Raw genomic sequence first — 19842 nt, 5'->3', positions numbered from 1 at the left:
GCGACGGTGCCGCCGGCCAGCGCGCCGACGCCCGCGGCGGCCGGGATGCCGACCTTGGCCGCCTTGCGGCCGGTGCGGTAGTCGCGCACCCGCCAGTCCAGGGCGCGGGCGTGCTTGCGCAGTTTGGTGTCCGGGTTGATCGCGTAGGGGTGGCCCACCAGCGACAGCATCGGGATGTCGTTGTGCGAGTCGCTGTACGCGGCGCAGCGCGCCAGGTCCAGGCCCTCCGCCGCCGCCAGCGCGCGCACCGCCTCGGCCTTCGCCGGACCGTGCAGCGGCTCGCCGACCAGGCGCCCGGTGTAGACGCCGTCGACCGACTCGGCGACGGTGCCGAGCGCGCCGGTCAGGCCCAGGCGGCGGGCGATGATGGTGGCGGTCTCCACCGGGGCGGCCGTGACCAGCCACACCTTCTGGCCCGCGTCGAGGTGGGCCTGGGCCAGGGCGCGGGTGCCGGGCCAGATGCGGTCGGCCATGTACTCGTCGTAGATCTCCTCGCCGATGGACATCAGCTCGGAGACGCGGTGGCCCTTGACGATGGAGAGCGCGCTGTCGCGGGCGTCCTGCATGTGCTCGGGGTCCTCGACGCCGGCCAGCCGGAACCACGCCTGCTGCCAGGCGAAGCGGGTCAGCTCGCGGCGTTCGAAGAACTTCCGCTTGTACAGGCCGCGGCCGAAGTGGAAGAGCGCGGCGCCCTGCATCACGGTGTTGTCGAGGTCGAAGAAGGCGGCGGCCCGTTCGTCGCCGACGACGGGGAACTCGGGCTCCGCCGGCTCGGCGGCCTCCTCTTCCGCGCCGGACCCGGCGTCCAGCGAGGACTTCCGCGCGGCCTCCGCCGCCGCCTCGCCTGCCAGTACGCTGCGCGCGGTCGCGGAACGCCTGCGGGGGGTGAGCCATCCAAGAGCGGCCATGCGGCGAGCATAGCCAGTCGGCCCGGCTCTCCGGGCTCCGCCGTGGTGCGGGGATGTGAACTCCCGGTGTCCGGGGCGCCCCGTCCGGCGCCGCAGAATGAGGACATGAGTGCCCTGCTGCGACGTAAGAAGAAGGACCCCTCCGAGCGGGTGGTGACCCTGGTGGGGAAGCCGGGCTGCCACCTGTGCGACGACGCCCGCGAGGTGGTCCGGGGGGTGTGCGAGGAGACCGGCGCCTCCTGGGAGGAGAAGGACATCACGCGGGACGAGGAGCTGTACCGGGAGTACTGGGAGCAGATCCCCGTGGTGCTGGTGGACGGCGAACAGCACACGTTCTGGCGGGTGGACCCGGCGAGGCTGCGCAGCGCGCTGCTTTCCTGACCGAAACCCGGTTACCATCGTGGGCGTTTTGAGTGGTCTCGGGGGCGTAGCTGTGAGGAGTGTGTGTTGCTTTGCCCCCTTCGGGCCTGCAACGGGCTGATGCGGTCCATGGTTCCTGGATCGCGCGACGGATGTGCGTGACCCCGGTCACTTTGACCGGACAAACCGGACACTATCTTTGTGCACGCGTTCACAAAGACATAGCCTGCATTCGACGGGGCGGTCTAGGGACATACGGCCGCCTGCAGCCCCGCTCATCCCGCAGGAGCATCGTGGCAACTGGCCGAAATCACCGACCGGCGACCCGCAGCCGAGGAATTCCCGAGGCCACTGTCGCCCGTCTCCCGCTGTATCTCCGCGCGCTGACCGCGCTCTCCGAGCGCTCGGTCCCCACGGTCTCCTCCGAGGAACTCGCGGCGGCGGCGGGGGTCAACTCCGCGAAGCTGCGCAAGGACTTCAGCTACCTCGGCTCGTACGGGACGCGCGGCGTCGGCTACGACGTCGAGTATCTCGTCTACCAGATCTCGCGTGAGCTGGGCCTCACCCAGGACTGGCCGGTCGCCATCGTCGGCATCGGCAACCTCGGCGCGGCCCTCGCCAACTACGGCGGCTTCGCCTCCCGCGGCTTCCGGGTCGCCGCGCTCATCGACGCCGACCCGGCGATGACCGGTACGCCCGTCGCCGGCATCCCCGTGCAGCACGCCGACGAACTCGACCGCATCATCAGCGAGAACGGCGTGTCCATCGGAGTGATCACCACCCCGCCCGGCGCCGCCCAGCAGGTGTGCGACCGGCTCGTCGCGGCCGGGGTCACCTCCATCCTGAACTTCGCCCCGACCGTCCTGTCGGTGCCCGACGGCGTGGACGTGCGCAAGGTGGACCTCTCCATCGAGCTGCAGATCCTCGCCTTCCACGAGCAGCGCAAGGCGGGCGAGGACGGCGCCGAGGCGGCCGCCGACCCGGCCGCGCCGCCCGTGCGCGCCACCACCACCGGCCGGAAGGGACCCGACGGGGACATGCCCGCCGTGATGCCGGCATGAGCCTGCTCCTCGTGGGGCTGAGCCACCGCAGCGCCCCCGTCTCCGTACTGGAACGCGCCTCGCTGGCCGCCGACACCCGGGCCAAGCTGCTCCAGGACACCCTGGCCGCCGAACCCGCGGCCGAGGCCGCCGTCCTGGCCACCTGCAACCGCATCGAGCTGTACGCCGACGTGGACAAGTTCCACGCGGGCGTCGCCGAGCTGTCCACGCTGCTCGCCCAGCACAGCGGCGTCGGGCTCGACGAGCTGACTCCGTATCTCTATGTGCACTACGAGGACCGGGCCGTCCACCACCTGTTCTCGGTGGCCTGCGGGCTGGACTCGATGGTCGTGGGCGAGGGCCAGATCCTCGGCCAGATCAAGGACGCGCTGGCTGTGGGCCAGGAGCTGCACACCGCGGGCCGGCTGCTGAACGACCTGTTCCAGCAGGCGCTGCGGGTCGGCAAGCGCGCCCACAGCGAGACCGGCATCGACCGGGCCGGGCAGTCCCTGGTCACCTTCGGGCTGGAGCAGCTCGCCGAGGGCGCCGACACCGCCGCCTGGGCGAAGGACAAGCGGGCCCTCGTCATCGGGGCCGGCTCCATGTCCTCGCTGGCCGCCGCCACCCTGGCCCGTACCGGTGTCTCCGAGATCGTCGTCGCCAACCGCACCCGGGCCCGCGCCGACCGGCTGGTCGAGATCCTCAACCAGCCCGGCTCCACCGGGGTGCGCGCGCACGCCGTGGAGATGGCGGACGTGACCGGTGAACTGACACGTGCCGACATCGTCGTCTCGTGCACCGGCGCCACCGGGCTCGTGCTCACCGCCGACGCGGTCGCCGGGGCCCTCGGCCGGGACGCGACGAGCGGCCTGATCCCCGCCCAGTCCACCGGTCCGGCGCGCCTGGCGCTGCTGGACCTGGCCATGCCGCGCGACATCGACGCGGCGGCCGGGCGCCTCGACGGTGTGCGCCTCGTCGACATCGAGTCCCTGGCGGAGGCGTCGGCGGACGCCCCGATGGCGGCCGATGTGGACCAGGTGCGCACCATCGTCGCGGACGAGGTCGCCGCGTTCGGTGCCGCCCAGCGCGCCGCCCACATCACCCCGACCGTCGTCGCCCTGCGCACGATGGCCGCCGGTGTGGTCGCGGACGAGATCGCGCGGCTGGACGGGCGCCTCCCCGACCTGGACGAGAAGCAGCGCGCCGAGATCACGCAGACCGTGCGCCGCGTCGTCGACAAGCTCCTGCACGCGCCCACCGTGCGGGTCAAGCAGCTCGCCAGCGAGCCCGGCGGCGCCGGTTACGCGGACGCGCTGCGAGAACTCTTCGACCTCGACCCGCAGACGGTGGCCGCCGTCTCACGGGCAGACCTGAACGACCCGAATCGAGGGCGGTCATGACCGACAACTCACCCCTGAAGCTGGGAACCCGGCGCAGCAAGCTGGCCATGGCACAGTCCGGCCTCGTCGCAGACGCGGTCAGCGAGGTGACCGGCCGCGCCGTCGAACTCGTCGAGATCACCACGTACGGGGACACCTCGCGGGAGCACCTCGCGCAGATCGGCGGCACCGGCGTCTTCGTCGCCGCGCTGCGCGAGGCGCTGCTGCGCGGCGAGGTGGACTTCGCCGTGCACTCGCTCAAGGACCTGCCGACCGCGCCGACCGAGGGCCTCGTGCTGGCGGCGGTGCCGGTCCGCGAGGACCCGCGCGACGCGCTGGTGGCGCGGGACGGGCTGGCCTTCGAGCAGCTGCCCGCCGGGGCCCGGATCGGCACCGGTTCGCCGCGCCGCATGGCCCAGCTCAACGCGTACGCCCGCAGCCACGGAATGGAGATCGAGACCGTTCCGATCCGGGGCAACGTGGACACGCGCATCGGATTCGTCCGCGACGGCGAGCTGGACGCGGTGGTTCTCGCCGCGGCCGGGCTCAGCCGTCTGGGGCGGAGCGGTGAGGCGACCGACTTCCTGTCGTTCGACACCGTGCTGCCCGCTCCCGGTCAGGGAGCACTGGCGATCGAGTGCGCTGCGAGCAGCGCCGACCTCGCCGCCGCGCTCGCCGAGCTCGACGACCCGTACACCCGGGCCGCCGTGACCGCCGAGCGTGCCCTGCTCGCCGCCCTGGAGGCCGGCTGCTCCGCACCCGTGGGTGCGTACGCCGACCTTCTCGCCGACGGTCAGGCTGTCAACGAACTGCGCCTGCGCGGTGTCGTCGGTTCCACCGACGGTGCCTCGCTGGTGCAGATGTCCACCACCGGTCCCGTTCCCACGTCGCACGACGACGCGGCGGCGATCGGTCGCGAACTCGCGGCCGAGATGCTTGCCAAGGGTGCGGCCGGTCTTATGGGGGAGCGAGCACTTTGAGCCCCACCGGCCCCGCCTCACACGATTTCCCGGTCCACTCCGCAGGGCAGGTCACCTTCCTGGGTGCCGGGCCCGGCGATCCGGGACTGCTGACCCTGCGCGCCGTCGAGGCGCTTGCGAGCGCGGACGTCCTTGTCGCCGAGCCGGATGTTCTCGGTGTGGTCCGCTGCCATGCGCGGGCAGGGGTAAGCACCCCTGAGCTGGCGGTTGTTGACGCGCAGTCAACGGCCGCCGGGGTGCCCGTTCTCAGGGACGCGGCCAATCTTGTCATGGAGGCAGCGAAGGGCGGCAGGCGGGTCGTCCGTGCCGTGGCCGGCGATCCCGGCCTGGACGGCAACGCGGCGGCCGAGATGCTGGCCTGTGCCACGGCCGGCATCCCCTTCGAGGTCGTGCCGGGCATCGCGAACGCCGTGGGCGTGCCCGCGTACGCCGGGGTGCCGCTGCGGGACGCGCAGGGGGCGGACGTGCGGTTCGTCGACGCGCGTACGGCGACCGAGCGCTGCTGGAACGAGGTCGGCACGAGCGACGCGACGTGCGTCATCTCGACGTCGCTGGACGCGGTGGCCGCCGCCGCCGGTGAGCTGGTCGCGGCGGGCCGCAAGCCCGACACCCCGCTGACCGTGACGGCCGCCGGTACGACGACGCGCCAGCGGACCTGGACGGCGACCCTCGGGACGATCGCCCAGGTGTTCAAGCAGGGCAAGGTGCTGCCGTCGCCGGACGGCCACCAGCCGGTCATAGCCGTGGTCGGGGAGCGCAGCTCCGCCGCCCAGCGCGAACAGCTCGCGTGGTTCGAGTCCAAGCCGATGTTCGGCTGGAAGGTGCTCGTGCCGCGGACGAAGGAGCAGGCGGCGTCGCTCTCCGACCAGCTGCGTTCCTACGGTGCGGTGCCGCACGAGGTGCCGACGATCGCCGTCGAGCCGCCGCGTACGCCCCAGCAGATGGAGCGGGCCGTCAAGGGCCTGGTCACCGGGCGCTACGAGTGGATCGCGTTCACCAGCGTCAACGCGGTGAAGGCGGTCCGGGAGAAGTTCGAGGAGTACGGGCTGGACGCCCGTGCCTTCGCGGGGATCAAGGTCGCCGCGGTGGGCGAGCAGACGGCCGCCGCGCTGATCGACTTCGGTGTGAAGCCGGATCTGGTGCCCTCGGGCGAGCAGTCCGCCGCGGGGCTGCTGGAGGACTGGCCGCCGTACGACCCGGTCTTCGACCCGATCGACCGGGTGTTCCTGCCGCGTGCCGACATCGCCACGGAGACCCTGGTGGCCGGGCTGATCGAGCTGGGCTGGGAGGTCGACGACGTCACCGCGTACCGCACGGTCCGCGCCTCGCCGCCGCCGGCCGAGACCCGCGAGGCGATCAAGGGCGGCGGTTTCGACGCGGTCCTGTTCACCTCGTCCTCGACCGTCCGCAATCTGGTGGGCATCGCGGGCAAGCCGCACAACGTGACGGTCATCGCCTGTATCGGTCCCGCCACGGCGAAGACTGCCGAGGAGCACGGGCTGCGCGTGGACGTGCTGTCGCCGGAGCCCTCGGTGCACAAGCTGGCCGAGGCGCTGGCCGAGTTCGGCGCGCGGCGCCGGGACGCGGCGCGGGAGGCCGGTGACCCGGTGACCCGTCCCAGCGAGCGGCGTCCGGGGGCGCGCAGGCGCCGTACGACGACCTGATCCGGTCCGTGGTTTCCGGGCCCGTCCGCCTCCTCGTGGGGCGGGCGGGCCCGCCGCGTTTTCCGGCGCCGGTGTCGGCAAGAGCCCGGTGTGCGCGGGTCTAGGCTCGAAGGATGACTGTGTACGGAAACTTCCCCGGCTCGCGGCCCCGTCGGCTGCGGACGACCCCCGTGATGCGGCGGATGGTCGCCGAGACACGGCTCGATCCGGCCAACCTGATCCTGCCCGCGTTCGTCCGTGAGGGCATCGACGCGCCGGTCCCGATCGAGGCCATGCCGGGCGTGCAGCAGCACACCGTGGACACGCTGCGGAAGGCCGCCGTGGACGCGGTGTCGGCCGGGGTGTCGGGGATCATGCTGTTCGGCGTGCCGCTGGACGAGAAGAAGGACGGCCGGGGCACGGCGGGCACCGACCCGGACGGCATCCTCCAGGTCGCCCTGCGCGCGGTGCGCGAGGAGGTGGGCGACGATCTGGTGATCATGTCCGACCTCTGCCTGGACGAGTACACGGACCACGGCCACTGCGGGGTGCTGACCGCCGACGGCCGGGTGGACAACGACGCCACGCTGGAGCGGTACGCGGAGATGGCGCAGGTCCAGGCGGACGCGGGCGCCCACGCGGTGGGCCCCAGCGGGATGATGGACGGCCAGGTCGGTGTCATCCGGGACGCGCTGGACCAGACGGGCCACGAGGACGTGTCGATCCTCGCGTACACCGCGAAGTACTCCTCCGCCTTCTACGGCCCGTTCCGCGAGGCCGTCGGCTCCTCGCTCAAGGGTGACCGCAAGACCTACCAGCAGGACCCGGCGAACATCCGCGAGTCCCTGCGGGAGCTGGCGCTCGACCTGGAGGAGGGCGCGGACATGGTCATGGTCAAGCCGGCCGGCCCGTACCTGGACATCCTGGCGAAGGTCGCCGAGGCGTCGGACGTGCCGGTGGCGGCGTACCAGATCAGCGGCGAGTACGCGATGATCGAGGCCGCCGCCGAGCGGGGCTGGATCGACCGGGACGCGGCGATCATGGAGAGCCTGACGGGCATCCGCCGCGCGGGCGCGCAGCTGATCCTGACGTACTGGGCGACGGAGGTCGCGCGGCGGCTGCGCGGCTGACGCACGCCCCGGGTCTCGGGCCCCGGAACCCGGGTCTCGGGCCCCGGGTCTCGGGGTTCGAGCTTCGGGGTTCGAGCTTCGGCGGGTCCTGTTCCCTCTTTCGTGCGTACGGGGAGGGCGTGCCGCCCGGGTCTCGGGTCTCGGGGTCCGGGCGTCGGGGTCCGGGCTTCGGGGGTCGAGCGCTGTCGTACAACCGGTAGGGAAAAGAAGGGGTTGGGGAAACCTTTCCGCCCTCCCTACCCCGTCACGACGAGCAAGTATGACTATTCGTGACCGAGTTGCGACGCGATGTCGCGGCTGCTTACGGTGCCGCCAGACGAAGCGACCCCGACGCGGTGTGGCAACACCGGCCGGGGTCTCACCTCAAGATCGACAAGCAGAAAGTCCCGATCTCGTGGCTACCCAAAACCTTATCCCCGCCCTGCCGACGTCCGTGCGTTCCGCCCCGTATCCGAAGGCCAGCCCTGGCTACGGCAAGCGAGCCGTCCCGGACCAGTGCCCGCCCGCCGCCGACGACTTCGCGTTCCTGCCCGAGCGGGAGCGGTACATCGCGGCCTACGTCGACCGCCTGCCCGACGGCGCGGCCATGAGCATCAAGTCCCTGGCCAAGTCCCAGCCCCTGTACGGGCAGATGGCCGTCGGCAGCGCGCTGCGGGCGCTCTCCGTGGCCGGTCATCTGCGCCAGGTCCGCTGCGCGGTCGGTGACGGCGAGTCCATCCGCTGGGTCACCCGCACCTTCTGGTCGCGCACGGCTCGCGACCACGAGTGGTGGACCGCCTTCCTCGCCGCCGAGGAGGGCCGCTGCGCGCCGCAGCCGGCGGTGGCGCCCGCAGGCCCGCCGCCGTGGGTTCCGGACGAACCCGCCGCCGCCCCGGAAACGGTGGAGGCCCCCGTCCCCGTCCTGCCGGAGCAGCGTGCCGGGGAGTCGCAGGGCCCCTCGCCCGCCTACCTCGCCCTGGCGCGGCTGGGCCGTACCGATGCGCGCCTCGCGCTCTCCGCCGCCGACTGCGCGGTGCTGGAGCAGCTGGCCGCCCGGTGGTTCGCACGCGGCGCGGACGCGGACTACCTCACCCGTGCCCTCACCGCTGGGCTTCCCGAAGCCGTCGGCTCACCCGTGGGCTTCGTCCGGCGCCGCCTGCTCGACAAGCTCCCGCCGGACCTCCCGGCCGCGCAGGACCCTCCGGCCCGCCGCCTGATGGTCGAGTGCGCGGACTGCGGTGCGCTGGGGAAGGCCGAGGTGTTCCGCGACGGGCTGTGCGGCCCGTGTCTCCGGAGCGCCCGGGGGGCCGCCGCCGCTCCGGCCCCCGAAGAGGACTCCGGTGCCGGGTGCGACGTCCACGACCACGTACGAAGGCTCCGCGAGCAGTTGAAGGCGCGCTGAACCCCGGTCCGCCGGGGGCTCAGGAACCGAGGTGCGCGGCGAAGGCCGTCCAGGTGCCGGGGGCGAGGGTGAGCGTGGGGCCCTCGGGGTTCTTGGAGTCGCGGACGTGGACGGCGGAGGGGTGGGCGGCGACCTCTACGCACTCGCCGCCTTCGCTGCCGCTGTAGCTCGACTTCTTCCAGTCGTAGGCGACCTCGATGCACTGCCCCCCTTCGCTGCCGCTGTAGCTCGACTTCTTCCATTCGTAGGCGACTTCGAGGCACTCCCCACCGTCGCTGCCGCTGTAGCTGGACTTGAACCACTCGTGTGCGGCGCTCATAACTCTCCTAGCAACCTGTCCAACAGGGCCCTTGTTTCCTCGGCGTTGAGGGCCTGCGTTCGCAGCATCGCATATTTCTGCGCAAGGATGCTGATCTCGTCGGGGTCGGAGATGAGCTGGCTGCCGCGCTGAGTTTCGGTGTAGGCGATGCGCTGATAGTCCGGCGTTTCCAGGAGGATGAATGGCCCGTCGAGACCCGCGTGAGACGTCCGAGCCAGCGGCATGATCTGGAGCGAGATGCCTGGCCTTTCGGCGTAGGCCCGTAGGTGGCGGAGTGTTTCGCGATACGTCTCCTCGCCGCCGAGGCGGTCTCGGACGACGGCCTCGGAGATGACGAAGCTGGTGGTGGGCGGCACCTCGCGACGCAGGATCTCCTGGCGCTCCAGACGCTTGACGATGTGCGCGTCGATCTCGTCCCGGCTGAACGTGGGCACACGGCTGTCGAACACGGCTCGCGCGTAGCGCTCGGTCTGAAGTAGGCCGGGCAGGACCTGATTGGCAAAGAAGCAGAGAGCGAGTGCGCTCTGCTCCAGGTCCATGTACTCCTCCGCCCAAGCCGGGATCAGGTCCACCTCCGGCAGGTTCTCCACCGCTGTCGCCAGGGCCCCCTTCGTATCCAGCAGGGTGTCCATCCGGCGGGCCAGCGGCAGTTGGAGCGCGCGTCGGCCCTGCTCGATGGACGCGATCGTCTCCGGCTGGGTGCACGTCTGCTCAGCGAGCTGGCGCTGGGTCAGTTCTGCCGCGATACGGAATCGGGCGACCAGCGCGCCCACGAGTTTCATTGCCGACGCGTTCCTGCGCTGCCGCTTCCTGGGTTGCATACGGTTCCCACTTCCCACCCGCGTTCGTACGTCACGCGCGCCCGACCCGTACAAGAAAGGTGTACGGGTCTGCGCACTGCGACAGCCTAGTCACGGAATGTGACGCTCGTCTCATGAACGAGACGATGCAACTCCCCGAGCTGCGGGAGCGGTTCTTCCGGCGGGAGCGCCGGTCGGTCCGGGCGGCCAGGGAGTACGTACGGGACGCACTGGCCGACTGGGGGTTCGGCGGGGCGCGGGCGGACGACGTGGTGGTGTGCGTGAGCGAGCTGGCGACCAACGCGCTGGTGCACGGGGTGCCGCCGGGGCGCGGGTACCGCCTGATGCTGTGGCTGCGGGAAGAGGGTCGGATCCGGGTCGAGGTGCACGACAGCGGGGACGGCGAGCCCGGGGTGCGGGTGCCCGACGGGGAGTCGGGGCGGGGGCTGGTGATCGTCCACGCGCTGGCGGACCGGTGGGGCGTGGGGGAGCGGGTGCCCGGGAAGATCGTGTGGTGCGAGTTCGACGTCCGGGCGCCTGCGGCCGGTCCACCAAGTCGATGAAGCCCGGCTGTCATACCCCGCCCCTACGATCGGCCGCATGAGAGCTTCCGGCACCTTCACCGTCGACTCCTTCGTCCCGTCCGAGCTGAAACTCGAACCGGAGGTCACCACCGCGCTCCCGGTCGGGGTGGCGACCATCGTGAAGTGCTTCACGGGGGAGGTGTCGGGGCGGTCGACGACGCTGTTCACGGCCGCGTTCGACCAGGAGACCGGCGTCGGGTCGTACATCGCCATGGAGTCCTTCGAGGGCACGCTCGCCGGGCACGAGGGCACCTTCAACTTCGTGCACTCGGCGGCGACCGGCGGCAGCGACCGCCGGGACGAGTTCTTCACGATCGTGGCGTCCAGCGGGACCGCCGCCCTCGCCGGGATCAGCGGGGGCGGCGGTCTCGCCGTGGACGAGGACGGCACGCACCGGATCTGGTTCGACTTCGAGCTGCCCGGCCCGGAGTCGTCCGGTCAGTAGGTGAGCGCGTCGGCCATCTCGCTCTGCCAGTAGGTGACGAAGCCGTTGTCGTCCCAGTACGTCTCGGCCGGCAGCTTCAGCTCGACCGACGAGGAGTTGACGGGCGCGTTCGCGCGGTCGGCGAAGGTGACCCCGAGGTTCGCGCTCTTGTAGGGCTTCTTGCCGGTGGGCTCGCCGGTCAGGGCGATGCCCGCGTACGCCGAGGCGCCGGGGTCGAGGGTCACCACGGCCTGCGGCTGGCTGTCCCGGTACACCTGGAACACCGCCTGCGCGCCGTCGAAGCGGAGCATGGGCGCGTAGTAGGCGTAGCAGGGGCGGTCGCCCGTGTTGGTCACCGTGAGCAGCAGGTGGTTGATGGGGCGGCTGACCTTGGTGACGGTCGTCTTCGTGTTCGCCCCGGTGCAGGTGACCGGGGTCTTCGCCTTGGGCGCGGGCTTGGCGGCCGCAGGGGCCTTCGGCTTCGGCGTACCGGCCGGGGCCTTCTCCTTGTGGTCGGCGGCCGGTTCGGCGTCGGCCGGTGCCGCGTCGTCCTTCTCCGGGCCGGTGGAGGCGTCCGGGGCGGGCGAGGTGGTGCCCTGGTCGGCCACCGAGCCGGCCGGGGCCGGCTTCGTCGCGTCGGCGCCGTCGTCCCCGCCGCAGGCGGTGAGGGACAGCGCGGCGATGAGGGCGGTGGCCGCGAGGGCGGTGGTGCGGATGCGGTTGCTGCGCATGGTGGTACTCCCCGTGAGTGTGTTCGGTCAGTGGTGCGTGGTCGGTGGTGCGTGGTGCGTGGTCAGTGCCGGCAGATCAGGAGCAGGACGATCCCCGTCGTCACGATCAGCACTCCGATGGCCAGCGCATCGACGAGTTCGATGCGGAAGTTGGTGCGCACTGGGTGGTCCCCCGTGTTCGCCGTGGTCTGGTCCGAGCTTGTGGCACGGCGGATTCCGGCCGCAACGCCCGCCGGACCATTCGGGAAGCTGGAATGCCTGCGCGTACTGTGACCTGGGCAGATTCCACGTCCCTGGAACGGTGATCCGGGACGGACCAGGAGGGGGACGCCGCGATGGCGACGCCGGAGGCCAGGGAACTGGCGATCCTGCTGAAGGAACTGAAAGACCGTTCGGGGCGCAGTTACGGGGTGCTGGCCGGGCGGCTGCACGTCAGCACGTCCACGCTCCACCGGTACTGCAACGGGGACGCGGTGCCGGGTGAGTTCGCACCCGTGGAACGGTTCGCCCGGCTCTGCGGGGCGACCGGCGACGAGTTGGTGGAGGTCCACCGCCGGTGGATTCTCGCGGACGCGGCCCGGCGGCGGGGGCGCACGGAGACCCCGGAGGCGGAAGCTCCTGTTCCGTCTGCGGTTGTGGCGCCCGAGCCCGCTGCTTTCGAGCCCGCCGCTTCCGAACCCGAGCCCGTCCGCGTGGCCGCGGTACCCGCCCCCGCGCCCTCCTCCCGCTGGCGGCGGGCCTCCTCCCGTACCCGGGTGCTGCTCGCCGTCGCCGCCGTCCTCGCGCTCACCGTGCCCACCGCCGTGGTCGTCGGTCACCTCAAGGAGACGGGTTCCGAGGCGGCCGTGCGGGGGTCGGAGGCGGGCGGCAGTGCGGAGGGGAAGAGGGCCGACGCCGTCACCGAGTCCCCCCGGAGCCCGTCCCCGTCGGTCAGCGCGTCGAAGCGGCCCAGCGCCTCCGCGAGCGCGGGTTCGCCCAGCCCCTCCGTACGGTCCTCACCGTCCACGTCGCCCACCGCCGCTCGTACGGAGAGCGCGCCCGGGGGCCCGCCGACGGTCACCATCAGCTCGTACAACTGGGAGGAGCCGTGCGGGCAGTTCTACCTGCTCGGCCAGGACCCGGCGACCGTGCCGCCCCCGCCCCAGCCGACCAGTACCCGTGGCTGGGCGCGGGCGCTCGGCGGGGTGGACGGCGGTGCGATGAAACTGGAGCTGACCGTGCAGGGTCCGTCCGCGCAGGTGGTCGTGCTGACGGGGCTCCACGTACGGGTGCTGAGCCGGCGGGCGCCCGTGCGGCAGGCCGCGTACTCGATGGGCGACGGCTGCGGCAGCGGCATCGAGCCGCAGTCCTTCGAAGCGGACCTGGACGACAGCCGCCCGGTCCTCAAGCCGGTGGCCGGGAAGCAGGGCGACGAGGTCGTCCCGGCGAAGGACTTCCCGTTCCGGGTGTCCTCCAGCGACGTGGAGGTCTTCGACCTGGACGTGCACGTGGAGGGCCACGACGTCAGCTGGTACCTGGAGCTGGAGTGGAGCAGCGGCGGCCGCACCGGCACCGTGCGCGTCGACGAGGGCGGCAAGCCGTTCCGCACGAGCAGCATCGCGGGGCGCCCGGAGTACTACTACCGCTACGACACGTCGGTCTGGGAGAGGCGCTGACGCGGCGGCCCCCGCCGCACCTCGGAGGAGGCGGGGCGGGGGCCGCTGTCGTCAGCAGGGTCAGGCGCGCTTGCGGCGGCGGGCGATGACCACCATGCTCGCGCCGGCGGCGACGACGAGGGCGCCGCCGACGGTGATCGGGATCATGTTGCTGCTGCCGGTCGTCGCCAGGTCGCCCTCACCGGGCTCCGAGGGGCTGGCGGACGGGGCCGGGGCGCCCGGGGTCGGCGTGCCGGACGGGGTGCCGGACGGCGTGGCGCTGCCGGAGGGCGGCACCGAGGCGGACGGGGTCGCGGTCGCCGGGGGCGTCGAGGAGGGCGTGCCGCTCGGGGTGGTGCTCGGCGACGGGGTGCCCGGGGTACCGGGGACCTCCGGGAGGCAGCCGGTGAACGGGAAGTGGTGCGTCTCGGCACCGCCGGAGCCGTGCAGCGAGGCGACCCACACCGAGCCGTTGACCGGGGCGGCGGTGCCCAGCTCCAGGTGCGCGTGGGGCGCGAGGACGCTGCCGGGCCAGGCGGCCTGGCTGTTCTTGACGATCTTGGTGGCGTTCGGGAAGTTCCACAGGAGCTTGGCGCGGACCGCGCCGTCGGCGGCGCTCTGCGACTTGTCGTCCAGGACGAAGTCCTGACCGCCCGACAGGAAGAAGCCGGTGGTGCCGGCGGTCGCCATGTCGTACGCCTGGCCGGTGACGTTGACGATGGTCGTCGCGCCCGCCGGGACCTTGACGAAGACCTCCTTGGCCTTCTCCAGCTGCGCCGCGGGGACGGTGAAGACGTTGCGGTCCTTGTCCGTGCCGGTCAGCGTGAGGCGGTTGCCGTCGAGCTTCACCTCGGCGCCGGAGGTCGCGGACTCCCCGGCCAGCGCGTCCGAGTAGGCGCGGAGCTTGGTGAACTCGCCCTCGAAGTCGATGAGGTCGGCCTTCTTCTCGAAGGTGCCGTTGTGCATCTCCAGCGCGCGGTCCTTGATCTCGCCGCCGACGACCGCGTTGCCCTTCATGACGACGGTGGCGGAACCGCCGTTGAGCAGGTCGCCGCGCACGACGAGCGAGGCCCGGCCGGGCAGCGCGTCGACCTGGGCGGCCGTCAGTTCGTTGCCGACGCTGAACCCGCCCCGGAAGTCCGCGTTGCCGCCGACGGCCACCGCCCCTTCCGCGTCGGGGGAGTGGACGTCGTCCCCGAGGACGAACTCGCCGTACTTACCGGCGATTCCGAAGGCGTCCGTGGTGCAGTCCGCCGAGGCGGGAGCGGCCTGGGCGGCCGGAGCGACGGTGAGCCCGAGGACGAGGGCACCGCCGAGGGCCGCGAGGGCGGCGGAGGTCGGTATGCGCATAGTGCGTGGTTCTCCTGCAGAGCAGTTATGAAGGTTCTGTGGCGACTCGGGCCATCATTCTCATACTCGCGGAAATTGGTCAAGACCAATGAGGAGATCCGTGACGCGGGTTGGCCCGATGGCCACCTCCGGGCCACCGTAGCGACGGCCGGTGACGGCGTCCGGGGGCGGCGGGGAGGCGGGGGCCGGGGGTTGTGGGAGGGCGGGGGCCGTGCAGTGTCGCGCGCTGTCGTGCGTATATCCGTGAGCCCCCTATTCACCGGAACGGGATTTCACGATTTGGAATGCGGGGTTCAGCGGGCCAGGGCGACGAGGACGGTTTTCCCGCTGTCCCGGTGATTCCTGACGGTCACTTTCCCGGCCAGCCGCAGGATCAGCGGCCAGCCGAATCCGCCGCCCGCGCCCGTCAGATCCGGGGCGCGCTCGCGGGGCCGCTCCGCACTGGGGTCGGTGACCCGTACGTACAGGGCCCGTTCATCGGCGCCGAAGGCCAGCCCGGTGACCGAACCGGCGTGCCGTACCGCGTTCGTCACCAGCTCCGACACCACCAGCAGCAGATCCTGCACGGCCGTGGCGGACGGCGGCGGGTCCAGGGCCGCCACGAACGCCGCGGCCATCTCCCGCGCGTCCGCCGCCCGCGCCGGCGGCGGCACGGCCTCGGTCAGGGCTTCGGGAGCCGTACGCGATTCACTCATATTTCCGCCCCGGGAATGGCTAGGTGGAATGGTCCGAATTCTTCTTTTGCCCCGAGGCCCGATGCGTACCCGAGAGATTTCGGGGGCAGCCGACAAGGACGGGGCCCGGCCCCACCGAAGTGGAACCGGGCCCCGCTCACGCCGTCCGGGCCGGGCGGCCCGGGTCGCTCAGAGGCGCTCGGGCGTCCGGATGCCCAGCAGCGCCATGCCCCGGTGCAGGGTGCGCGCGGTCAGCTCGACGAGGAACAGCCGGTTCTCGACGACCTCCGCCGGGTTGTCGTCGCTCAGCACGTGGCACTGGTCGTAGAACGTCGTCAGGTGCGACGCGAGCTGGTAGAGGTACGCGGCCAGCTTGTGCGGCTCGTAGTGGGCCGCCACCTCGGCCAGCACCTCGCCGAACTGGTCCAGGTGCAGACCCAGCGCCCGCTCGGCCGGGGCCAGCTCCAGCTCCGGGTGCGCGACCGGCTTCGCGTCGCCCGCCTTGCGCAGGATCGACTGGATGCGCGCGTACGCGTACTGGAGGTACACCGACGTGTCGCCGTTCAGCGACACCATCTGGTCCAGGTCGAACTTGTAGTCCCGCACGGCGGAGGTCGACAGATCCGCGTACTTCACGGCGCCCACGCCCACGTACCGGCCGTTCTCGACGATCTCCCGCTCCGACAGGCCCACCTTCTCGGCCTTCTCGCGGACCACGGCCGTCGCCCGCTCGACCGCCTCGTCCAGCAGGTCCTGGAGCCGGACCGTGACGCCCTCACGGGTCTTGAACGGCTTGCCGTCCTTGCCGAGCACCGTGCCGAACGCCAGCTGGTGCGCCTTCACGTCGTCGTTGAGCCAGCCGGCCCGCCGGGCCGTCTCGAAGACCATCTTGAAGTGCAGCGACTGCCGCGCGTCCACCACGTACAGCAGGGTGTCCGCCTTGAGGTTCTGCACCCGGTCGCGGATCGCCGACAGGTCGGTCGCCGCGTAGCCGTAGCCGCCGTTCGTCTTCTTGACGATCAGCGGGACCTTGTTGCCGTCCGGGCCCAGGACGTCGTCGAAGAAGACGCACAGCGCGCCCTCGGAGCGGACGGCGACGCCCGTCTCCTCCAGGATGCGGCAGGTCTCCTCCAGCATGTCGTTGTAACCGGACTCGCCGACGATGTCGGGGTCGCGGATCTCCATGTCCAGCTTGTCGAAGACCGAGTAGAAGTAGATCTTCGACTCGTCCACGAACCGCTGCCACATCGCCAGCGTCTCGGGGTCGCCCGCCTGGAGCGCCACCACCCGGTCCCGCGAGCGCGCCTTGAACTCCTCGTCCGAGTCGAACAGGGCCCGCGACGCCTTGTAGAGCCGGTTCAGCGAGGACATCGCGGCCTCGCCCTCCGACGCCTCGTCCCCCGCGGCCTGGTGGCCCAGCTCGTCCGGGTGCTCGACGAGGTACTGGATGAGCATGCCGAACTGGGTGCCCCAGTCGCCGATGTGGTGGCGCCGGACCACGGACTCGCCCGTGAACTCCAGAATCCGCACCATCGCGTCACCGATCACGGCCGACCGCAGGTGGCCGACGTGCATCTCCTTGGCCACGTTCGGCTGGGCGTAGTCGATGACGGTCGTGCCGGCCGCCGCGTTCACCGGGATGCCCAGCCGGTCGCCGTCCGCCGCGCGCGCGGCCAGCGTTTGCGTGATCGCCCGGTCCGTGAGCGTGACGTTCAGGAAGCCGGGCCCGGACACCTCGACGTCCTTGATCAGGTCCGAGGCGGGCAGCGCGTCGGTGACCTTGGCGGCCAGCTCGCGCGGGTTGCCCTTGAGCTTCTTGGCGAGCGCCAGGATGCCGTTGGCCTGGAAGTCGGCCCGGTCGCTTCGGCGCAGCAGCGGGTCGGCGGCGCCGGCCTCCGGCAGGGCTGCCGAGAGGGCCTCCGCCAGCTGCTGCTGGAGCGTGGAAGCGAGGGAATTGACCGAGCCGTGCTCAGGCATGGGACGGGCTGCCGTTTCCGTAGGGGTACAAGGGATGGTCCCGAGTATCCCACGGCGTCCGCGACCGCACGCAAAGCCGTTTTCGCGCTGCGGGGTCCACCTGGGAGAATGGGGGACGCCCCTATGAGTCCTACCCGAGAGAAGGACGTGCCGACCGTGGCTCAGAGTCAGAGCAGCACCGAGACCGACTGGGTCTCCCGCTTCGCGGACGAGGTCATCGCCGAATCGGAGCGTCGTGCGCCTGGCAAACCGGTCGTCGTCGCCTCCGGGCTCTCCCCGTCCGGCCCGATCCACCTGGGCAACCTCCGCGAGGTCATGACCCCGCACCTGGTCGCCGACGAGATCCGCCGCCGCGGTCACACCGTGCGCCACCTGATCTCCTGGGACGACTACGACCGCTACCGCAAGGTCCCCAACGGCGTGGCCGGGATCGACGAGTCCTGGGCCGAGCACATCGGCAAGCCGCTGACCTCGGTGCCCGCCCCGGCCGGGTCCGCGTACCCGAACTGGGCCGAGCACTTCAAGGCCGCCATGACGGAGTCCCTGGCCGCCCTGGGCGTCGAGTACGACCCGATCAGCCAGACGGAGCAGTACCTCGCGGGCACGTACCGCGAGCAGATCCTGCACGCCATGCGCCACCGCGCCGACATCGACGCCATCCTCGACCGCTACCGCACCAAGAAGGACCCGGCGGCCGGCGGCAAGGGCGGCAAGAAGCCGCAGCAGAAGAAGGTGGACGAGGCCGAGCTGGAGGCCGAGGCCGGCTCCGGCGCGGCCAGCGAGGACGACGGCAGCGGCGGCTCCGCCGGCTACTTCCCGTACAAGCCGTACTGCGGCAACTGCGAGAAGGACCTCACCACCGTCACCTCGTACGACGACGACACCACCGAGCTGAACTACACCTGCACGGCCTGCGGCTTCGCCGAGACGGTCCGGCTGAGCGAGTTCAACCGGGGCAAGCTGGTCTGGAAGGTCGACTGGCCCATGCGCTGGGCCTACGAGGGCGTGATCTTCGAGCCCAGCGGCGTCGACCACTCCTCGCCCGGCTCCTCCTTCGTCGTCGGCGGCCAGATCGTCCGCGAGATCTTCGGCGGCGTCCAGCCCATCGGCCCCATGTACGCCTTCGTCGGCATCTCCGGCATGGCCAAGATGTCCTCCAGCAAGGGCGGCGTGCCGACCCCGGCCGACGCGCTGAAGATCATGGAGGCCCCGCTGCTGCGCTGGCTGTACGCCCGCCGCAGGCCCAACCAGTCCTTCAAGATCGCCTTCGACCAGGAGATCCAGCGGCTCTACGACGAGTGGGACTCGCTGGAGCGCAAGGTCGCCGACGGCACCGTGCTGCCGGCCGACGCCGCCGCGTACTCCCGTGCCGTGGGCACGGCCGCCGGTGAGCTGCCGCGCACCCCGCGTCCGCTGCCGTACCGCACGCTGGCCTCCGTCGCCGACATCACCGCCGGCGCCGAGGACCAGACGCTGCGCATCCTCAGCGAACTGGACCCGGCCAACCCGCTCAACTCGCTGGACGAGGCCCGCCCGCGCCTCGACCGCGCCGAGAACTGGATCACCACCCAGGTCCCGGCCGAGGCCCGCACCATCGTCCGCGACGAGCCCGACAAGGACCTGCTCGGCTCGCTCGACGACGAGGGCCGCGAATCCCTCCGGCTGCTCCTGGAGGGCCTGGACACGCACTGGTCCCTGGACGGCCTGACCACGCTCGTCTACGGCGTGCCGAAGGTCCTCGCGGGGCTGGAGCCCGACGCCAAGCCGACGCCCGAGCTGAAGACCGCCCAGCGGTCGTTCTTCGCCCTGCTGTACCGGCTGCTCGTCAGCCGCGACACGGGCCCGCGCCTGCCCACGCTGCTGCTCGCGGTGGGCGCGGACCGGGTGCGCAGGCTGCTGGGCGCCTAGGAACACGCCGAGGGGCCGCCTCCCGTGCGGGAGGCGGCCCCTCGTGCGTGCCTACGCGATGTGCTCGGCCTCCAGCTCGGCGTGGAAGCGCCGCTTGAACTCCGGCATCAGCTGCCGGATCAGGGCCTCGCCGCGCGGGTGGCGGACGTTGTGCCCGTCCGACAGGTGTATGTCCAGCACCGCGACGCTGGGGTAGTCGTTGTTCTCCGCCACGTACGCCGAGAACACCTCGTACGCGATCCGGCTGAACTCCTCGTCCTCCTGCGCCCACTCCGGCGCGGGCGCGGGCGGGCCGTCCGGGGCGGTGCTGCCGACCGTGCCCACGTTGCCCAGCGGCCGGGTGCGGTCGCCCGCGCCCGAGGGGACCTGGTGCGGGGTCGGCACCTCGACCTCGTAGTCCGGGTCGTACGTGCCCTCGTACACCTTGGCGGTCGCCTGCTTCGGGAACCAGGGGTTGTCGTCCTCGGCGGGCCCGGCGGCCTGCGGGTGCTGCTGGGGGCCCTGCGGCTCCTCCGGTACGGGGGCGGCCTCCGGGTCCGGGGCCTGCGGCAGCTCCGGGTGCGGCTGGGCGGTCTCCACGGCGGGCGCGGCCGGGGCGGCCTGCGCGGGGGCCGCGGCTG

The 19842-nt window shown here is 71.9% G+C and carries 18 protein-coding genes and 1 pseudogene; 11 read left to right on the top strand and 8 right to left on the bottom strand.

Going from position 1 to position 19842, the window contains the following annotated elements:
• Positions 1-908: HAD family phosphatase (locus MHW47_RS17630; RefSeq protein WP_239224382.1), on the bottom strand; the 908-nt coding region annotated here is incomplete at its 3' end.
• 105 nt (positions 909-1013) lie between these two features.
• Here MHW47_RS17630 and MHW47_RS17625 point away from each other — a divergent pair.
• From MHW47_RS17625 to MHW47_RS17595, 7 genes are all read left to right on the top strand, one after another.
• Positions 1014-1289: a glutaredoxin family protein gene (locus MHW47_RS17625; RefSeq protein ID WP_239224381.1), complete on the top strand. Its 276-nt coding sequence runs from the start codon at positions 1014-1016 to the stop codon at positions 1287-1289.
• A gap of 272 nt (positions 1290-1561) precedes the next feature.
• Positions 1562-2329, top strand: a complete 768-nt coding sequence (locus MHW47_RS17620) for a redox-sensing transcriptional repressor Rex (RefSeq protein WP_239224379.1) — start codon at positions 1562-1564, stop codon at positions 2327-2329.
• Positions 2326-3708 (top strand): glutamyl-tRNA reductase, encoded by a 1383-nt coding sequence (locus MHW47_RS17615; RefSeq protein ID WP_239224377.1) that lies wholly within the window; start codon positions 2326-2328, stop codon positions 3706-3708. The genes MHW47_RS17620 and MHW47_RS17615 overlap by 4 nt, the downstream gene beginning before the upstream one ends.
• Positions 3705-4667 carry a hydroxymethylbilane synthase gene (gene hemC / locus MHW47_RS17610; protein WP_239224375.1) on the top strand — a complete coding sequence of 321 codons (963 nt, stop codon included), beginning with the start codon at positions 3705-3707 and terminating at the stop codon, positions 4665-4667. Before MHW47_RS17615 ends, hemC begins: the two co-directional genes overlap by 4 nt.
• A complete protein-coding gene (locus tag MHW47_RS17605) occupies positions 4664-6331 on the top strand; it encodes a uroporphyrinogen-III synthase (RefSeq protein ID WP_239224374.1) in 1668 nt (555 codons plus the stop codon). The genes hemC and MHW47_RS17605 overlap by 4 nt, the downstream gene beginning before the upstream one ends.
• A 113-nt stretch (positions 6332-6444) precedes the next feature.
• On the top strand, positions 6445-7440 hold the full coding sequence (hemB, locus tag MHW47_RS17600; protein WP_239224372.1) for a porphobilinogen synthase: 996 nt from the start codon (positions 6445-6447) through the stop codon (positions 7438-7440).
• Between the two features lie 394 nt (positions 7441-7834).
• Positions 7835-8821, top strand: a complete 987-nt coding sequence (locus tag MHW47_RS17595; protein WP_239224371.1) for a MarR family transcriptional regulator — start codon at positions 7835-7837, stop codon at positions 8819-8821.
• A 19-nt stretch (positions 8822-8840) separates the two neighbouring features.
• On the opposite strand, the gene MHW47_RS17590 is transcribed toward MHW47_RS17595, so the two are convergent.
• Both MHW47_RS17590 and MHW47_RS17585 read right to left on the bottom strand, forming a co-directional pair.
• On the bottom strand, positions 8841-9140 hold the full coding sequence (locus tag MHW47_RS17590) for a DUF397 domain-containing protein (protein ID WP_239224369.1): 300 nt from the start codon (positions 9138-9140) through the stop codon (positions 8841-8843).
• A complete protein-coding gene (locus MHW47_RS17585) occupies positions 9137-9922 on the bottom strand; it encodes a helix-turn-helix transcriptional regulator (RefSeq protein WP_239224368.1) in 786 nt (261 codons plus the stop codon). Before MHW47_RS17585 ends, MHW47_RS17590 begins: the two co-directional genes overlap by 4 nt.
• Before the next feature lie 152 nt (positions 9923-10074).
• Here MHW47_RS17585 and MHW47_RS17580 point away from each other — a divergent pair, with 152 nt between their 5' ends.
• Together MHW47_RS17580 and MHW47_RS17575 are read left to right on the top strand one after the other, a co-directional pair.
• A complete protein-coding gene (locus tag MHW47_RS17580) occupies positions 10075-10503 on the top strand; it encodes an ATP-binding protein (protein ID WP_239224367.1) in 429 nt (142 codons plus the stop codon).
• A gap of 37 nt (positions 10504-10540) precedes the next feature.
• Entirely contained in the window at positions 10541-10969 is a 429-nt protein-coding gene (locus tag MHW47_RS17575; RefSeq protein ID WP_239224366.1) for a DUF3224 domain-containing protein, read from the top strand.
• On the opposite strand, the gene MHW47_RS17570 is transcribed toward MHW47_RS17575, so the two are convergent.
• Positions 10963-11679: a DUF4232 domain-containing protein gene (locus MHW47_RS17570; RefSeq protein WP_239224365.1), complete on the bottom strand. Its 717-nt coding sequence runs from the start codon at positions 11677-11679 to the stop codon at positions 10963-10965. The two genes, MHW47_RS17575 and MHW47_RS17570, sit on opposite strands and share 7 nt — an antisense overlap.
• A gap of 335 nt (positions 11680-12014) precedes the next feature.
• On the opposite strand from MHW47_RS17570, the gene MHW47_RS17565 reads away from it, so the two are divergent.
• Complete coding sequence (locus MHW47_RS17565) at positions 12015-13334, top strand: helix-turn-helix transcriptional regulator (RefSeq protein ID WP_239224364.1); 1320 nt, start codon at positions 12015-12017, stop codon at positions 13332-13334.
• A gap of 60 nt (positions 13335-13394) precedes the next feature.
• On the opposite strand, the gene MHW47_RS17560 is transcribed toward MHW47_RS17565, so the two are convergent.
• The 3 genes from MHW47_RS17560 to argS all read right to left on the bottom strand — a co-directional run bounded on the left by MHW47_RS17560 (position 13395) and on the right by argS (position 17314).
• Positions 13395-14663: a choice-of-anchor A family protein gene (locus MHW47_RS17560; RefSeq protein WP_239224363.1), complete on the bottom strand. Its 1269-nt coding sequence runs from the start codon at positions 14661-14663 to the stop codon at positions 13395-13397.
• A gap of 293 nt (positions 14664-14956) precedes the next feature.
• Positions 14957-15358 (bottom strand): ATP-binding protein, encoded by a 402-nt coding sequence (locus MHW47_RS17555; protein WP_239224362.1) that lies wholly within the window; start codon positions 15356-15358, stop codon positions 14957-14959.
• A gap of 168 nt (positions 15359-15526) precedes the next feature.
• Entirely contained in the window at positions 15527-17314 is a 1788-nt protein-coding gene (argS, locus tag MHW47_RS17550; protein ID WP_239224361.1) for an arginine--tRNA ligase, read from the bottom strand.
• Between the two features lie 147 nt (positions 17315-17461).
• On the opposite strand from argS, the gene lysS reads away from it, so the two are divergent.
• Positions 17462-19222: a lysine--tRNA ligase gene (gene lysS / locus MHW47_RS17545; RefSeq protein ID WP_239224383.1), complete on the top strand. Its 1761-nt coding sequence runs from the start codon at positions 17462-17464 to the stop codon at positions 19220-19222.
• A gap of 51 nt (positions 19223-19273) precedes the next feature.
• On the opposite strand, the pseudogene MHW47_RS17540 reads toward lysS, so the two are convergent.
• A pseudogene (locus tag MHW47_RS17540) lies at positions 19274-19842 on the bottom strand (hypothetical protein); the annotation flags it as partial.

The sequence above is a fragment of the Streptomyces sp. OfavH-34-F genome (assembly GCF_022347745.1).
Lineage (GTDB): Bacteria > Actinomycetota > Actinomycetes > Streptomycetales > Streptomycetaceae > Streptomyces.
This window is presented reverse-complemented; position numbering and strand designations above follow the sequence as displayed.

Bases quoted from the DNA above. Each gene is read 5' to 3' on its own strand.
- MHW47_RS17580 (WP_239224367.1), top strand. From the start codon at position 10,075: ATGAACGAGACGATGCAACTCCCCGAGCTGCGGGAGCGGTTCTTCCGG.
- MHW47_RS17590 (WP_239224369.1), bottom strand. From the start codon at position 9,140: ATGAGCGCCGCACACGAGTGGTTCAAGTCCAGCTACAGCGGCAGCGAC.
- hemB (WP_239224372.1), top strand. From the start codon at position 6,445: ATGACTGTGTACGGAAACTTCCCCGGCTCGCGGCCCCGTCGGCTGCGG.
- MHW47_RS17555 (WP_239224362.1), bottom strand. From the start codon at position 15,358: ATGAGTGAATCGCGTACGGCTCCCGAAGCCCTGACCGAGGCCGTGCCG.
- MHW47_RS17615 (WP_239224377.1), top strand. From the start codon at position 2,326: ATGAGCCTGCTCCTCGTGGGGCTGAGCCACCGCAGCGCCCCCGTCTCC.
- MHW47_RS17560 (WP_239224363.1), bottom strand. From the start codon at position 14,663: ATGCGCATACCGACCTCCGCCGCCCTCGCGGCCCTCGGCGGTGCCCTC.
- hemC (WP_239224375.1), top strand. From the start codon at position 3,705: ATGACCGACAACTCACCCCTGAAGCTGGGAACCCGGCGCAGCAAGCTG.
- argS (WP_239224361.1), bottom strand. From the start codon at position 17,314: ATGCCTGAGCACGGCTCGGTCAATTCCCTCGCTTCCACGCTCCAGCAG.
- MHW47_RS17625 (WP_239224381.1), top strand. From the start codon at position 1,014: ATGAGTGCCCTGCTGCGACGTAAGAAGAAGGACCCCTCCGAGCGGGTG.
- MHW47_RS17570 (WP_239224365.1), bottom strand. From the start codon at position 11,679: ATGCGCAGCAACCGCATCCGCACCACCGCCCTCGCGGCCACCGCCCTC.
- MHW47_RS17585 (WP_239224368.1), bottom strand. From the start codon at position 9,922: ATGAAACTCGTGGGCGCGCTGGTCGCCCGATTCCGTATCGCGGCAGAA.
- MHW47_RS17565 (WP_239224364.1), top strand. From the start codon at position 12,015: ATGGCGACGCCGGAGGCCAGGGAACTGGCGATCCTGCTGAAGGAACTG.
- MHW47_RS17575 (WP_239224366.1), top strand. From the start codon at position 10,541: ATGAGAGCTTCCGGCACCTTCACCGTCGACTCCTTCGTCCCGTCCGAG.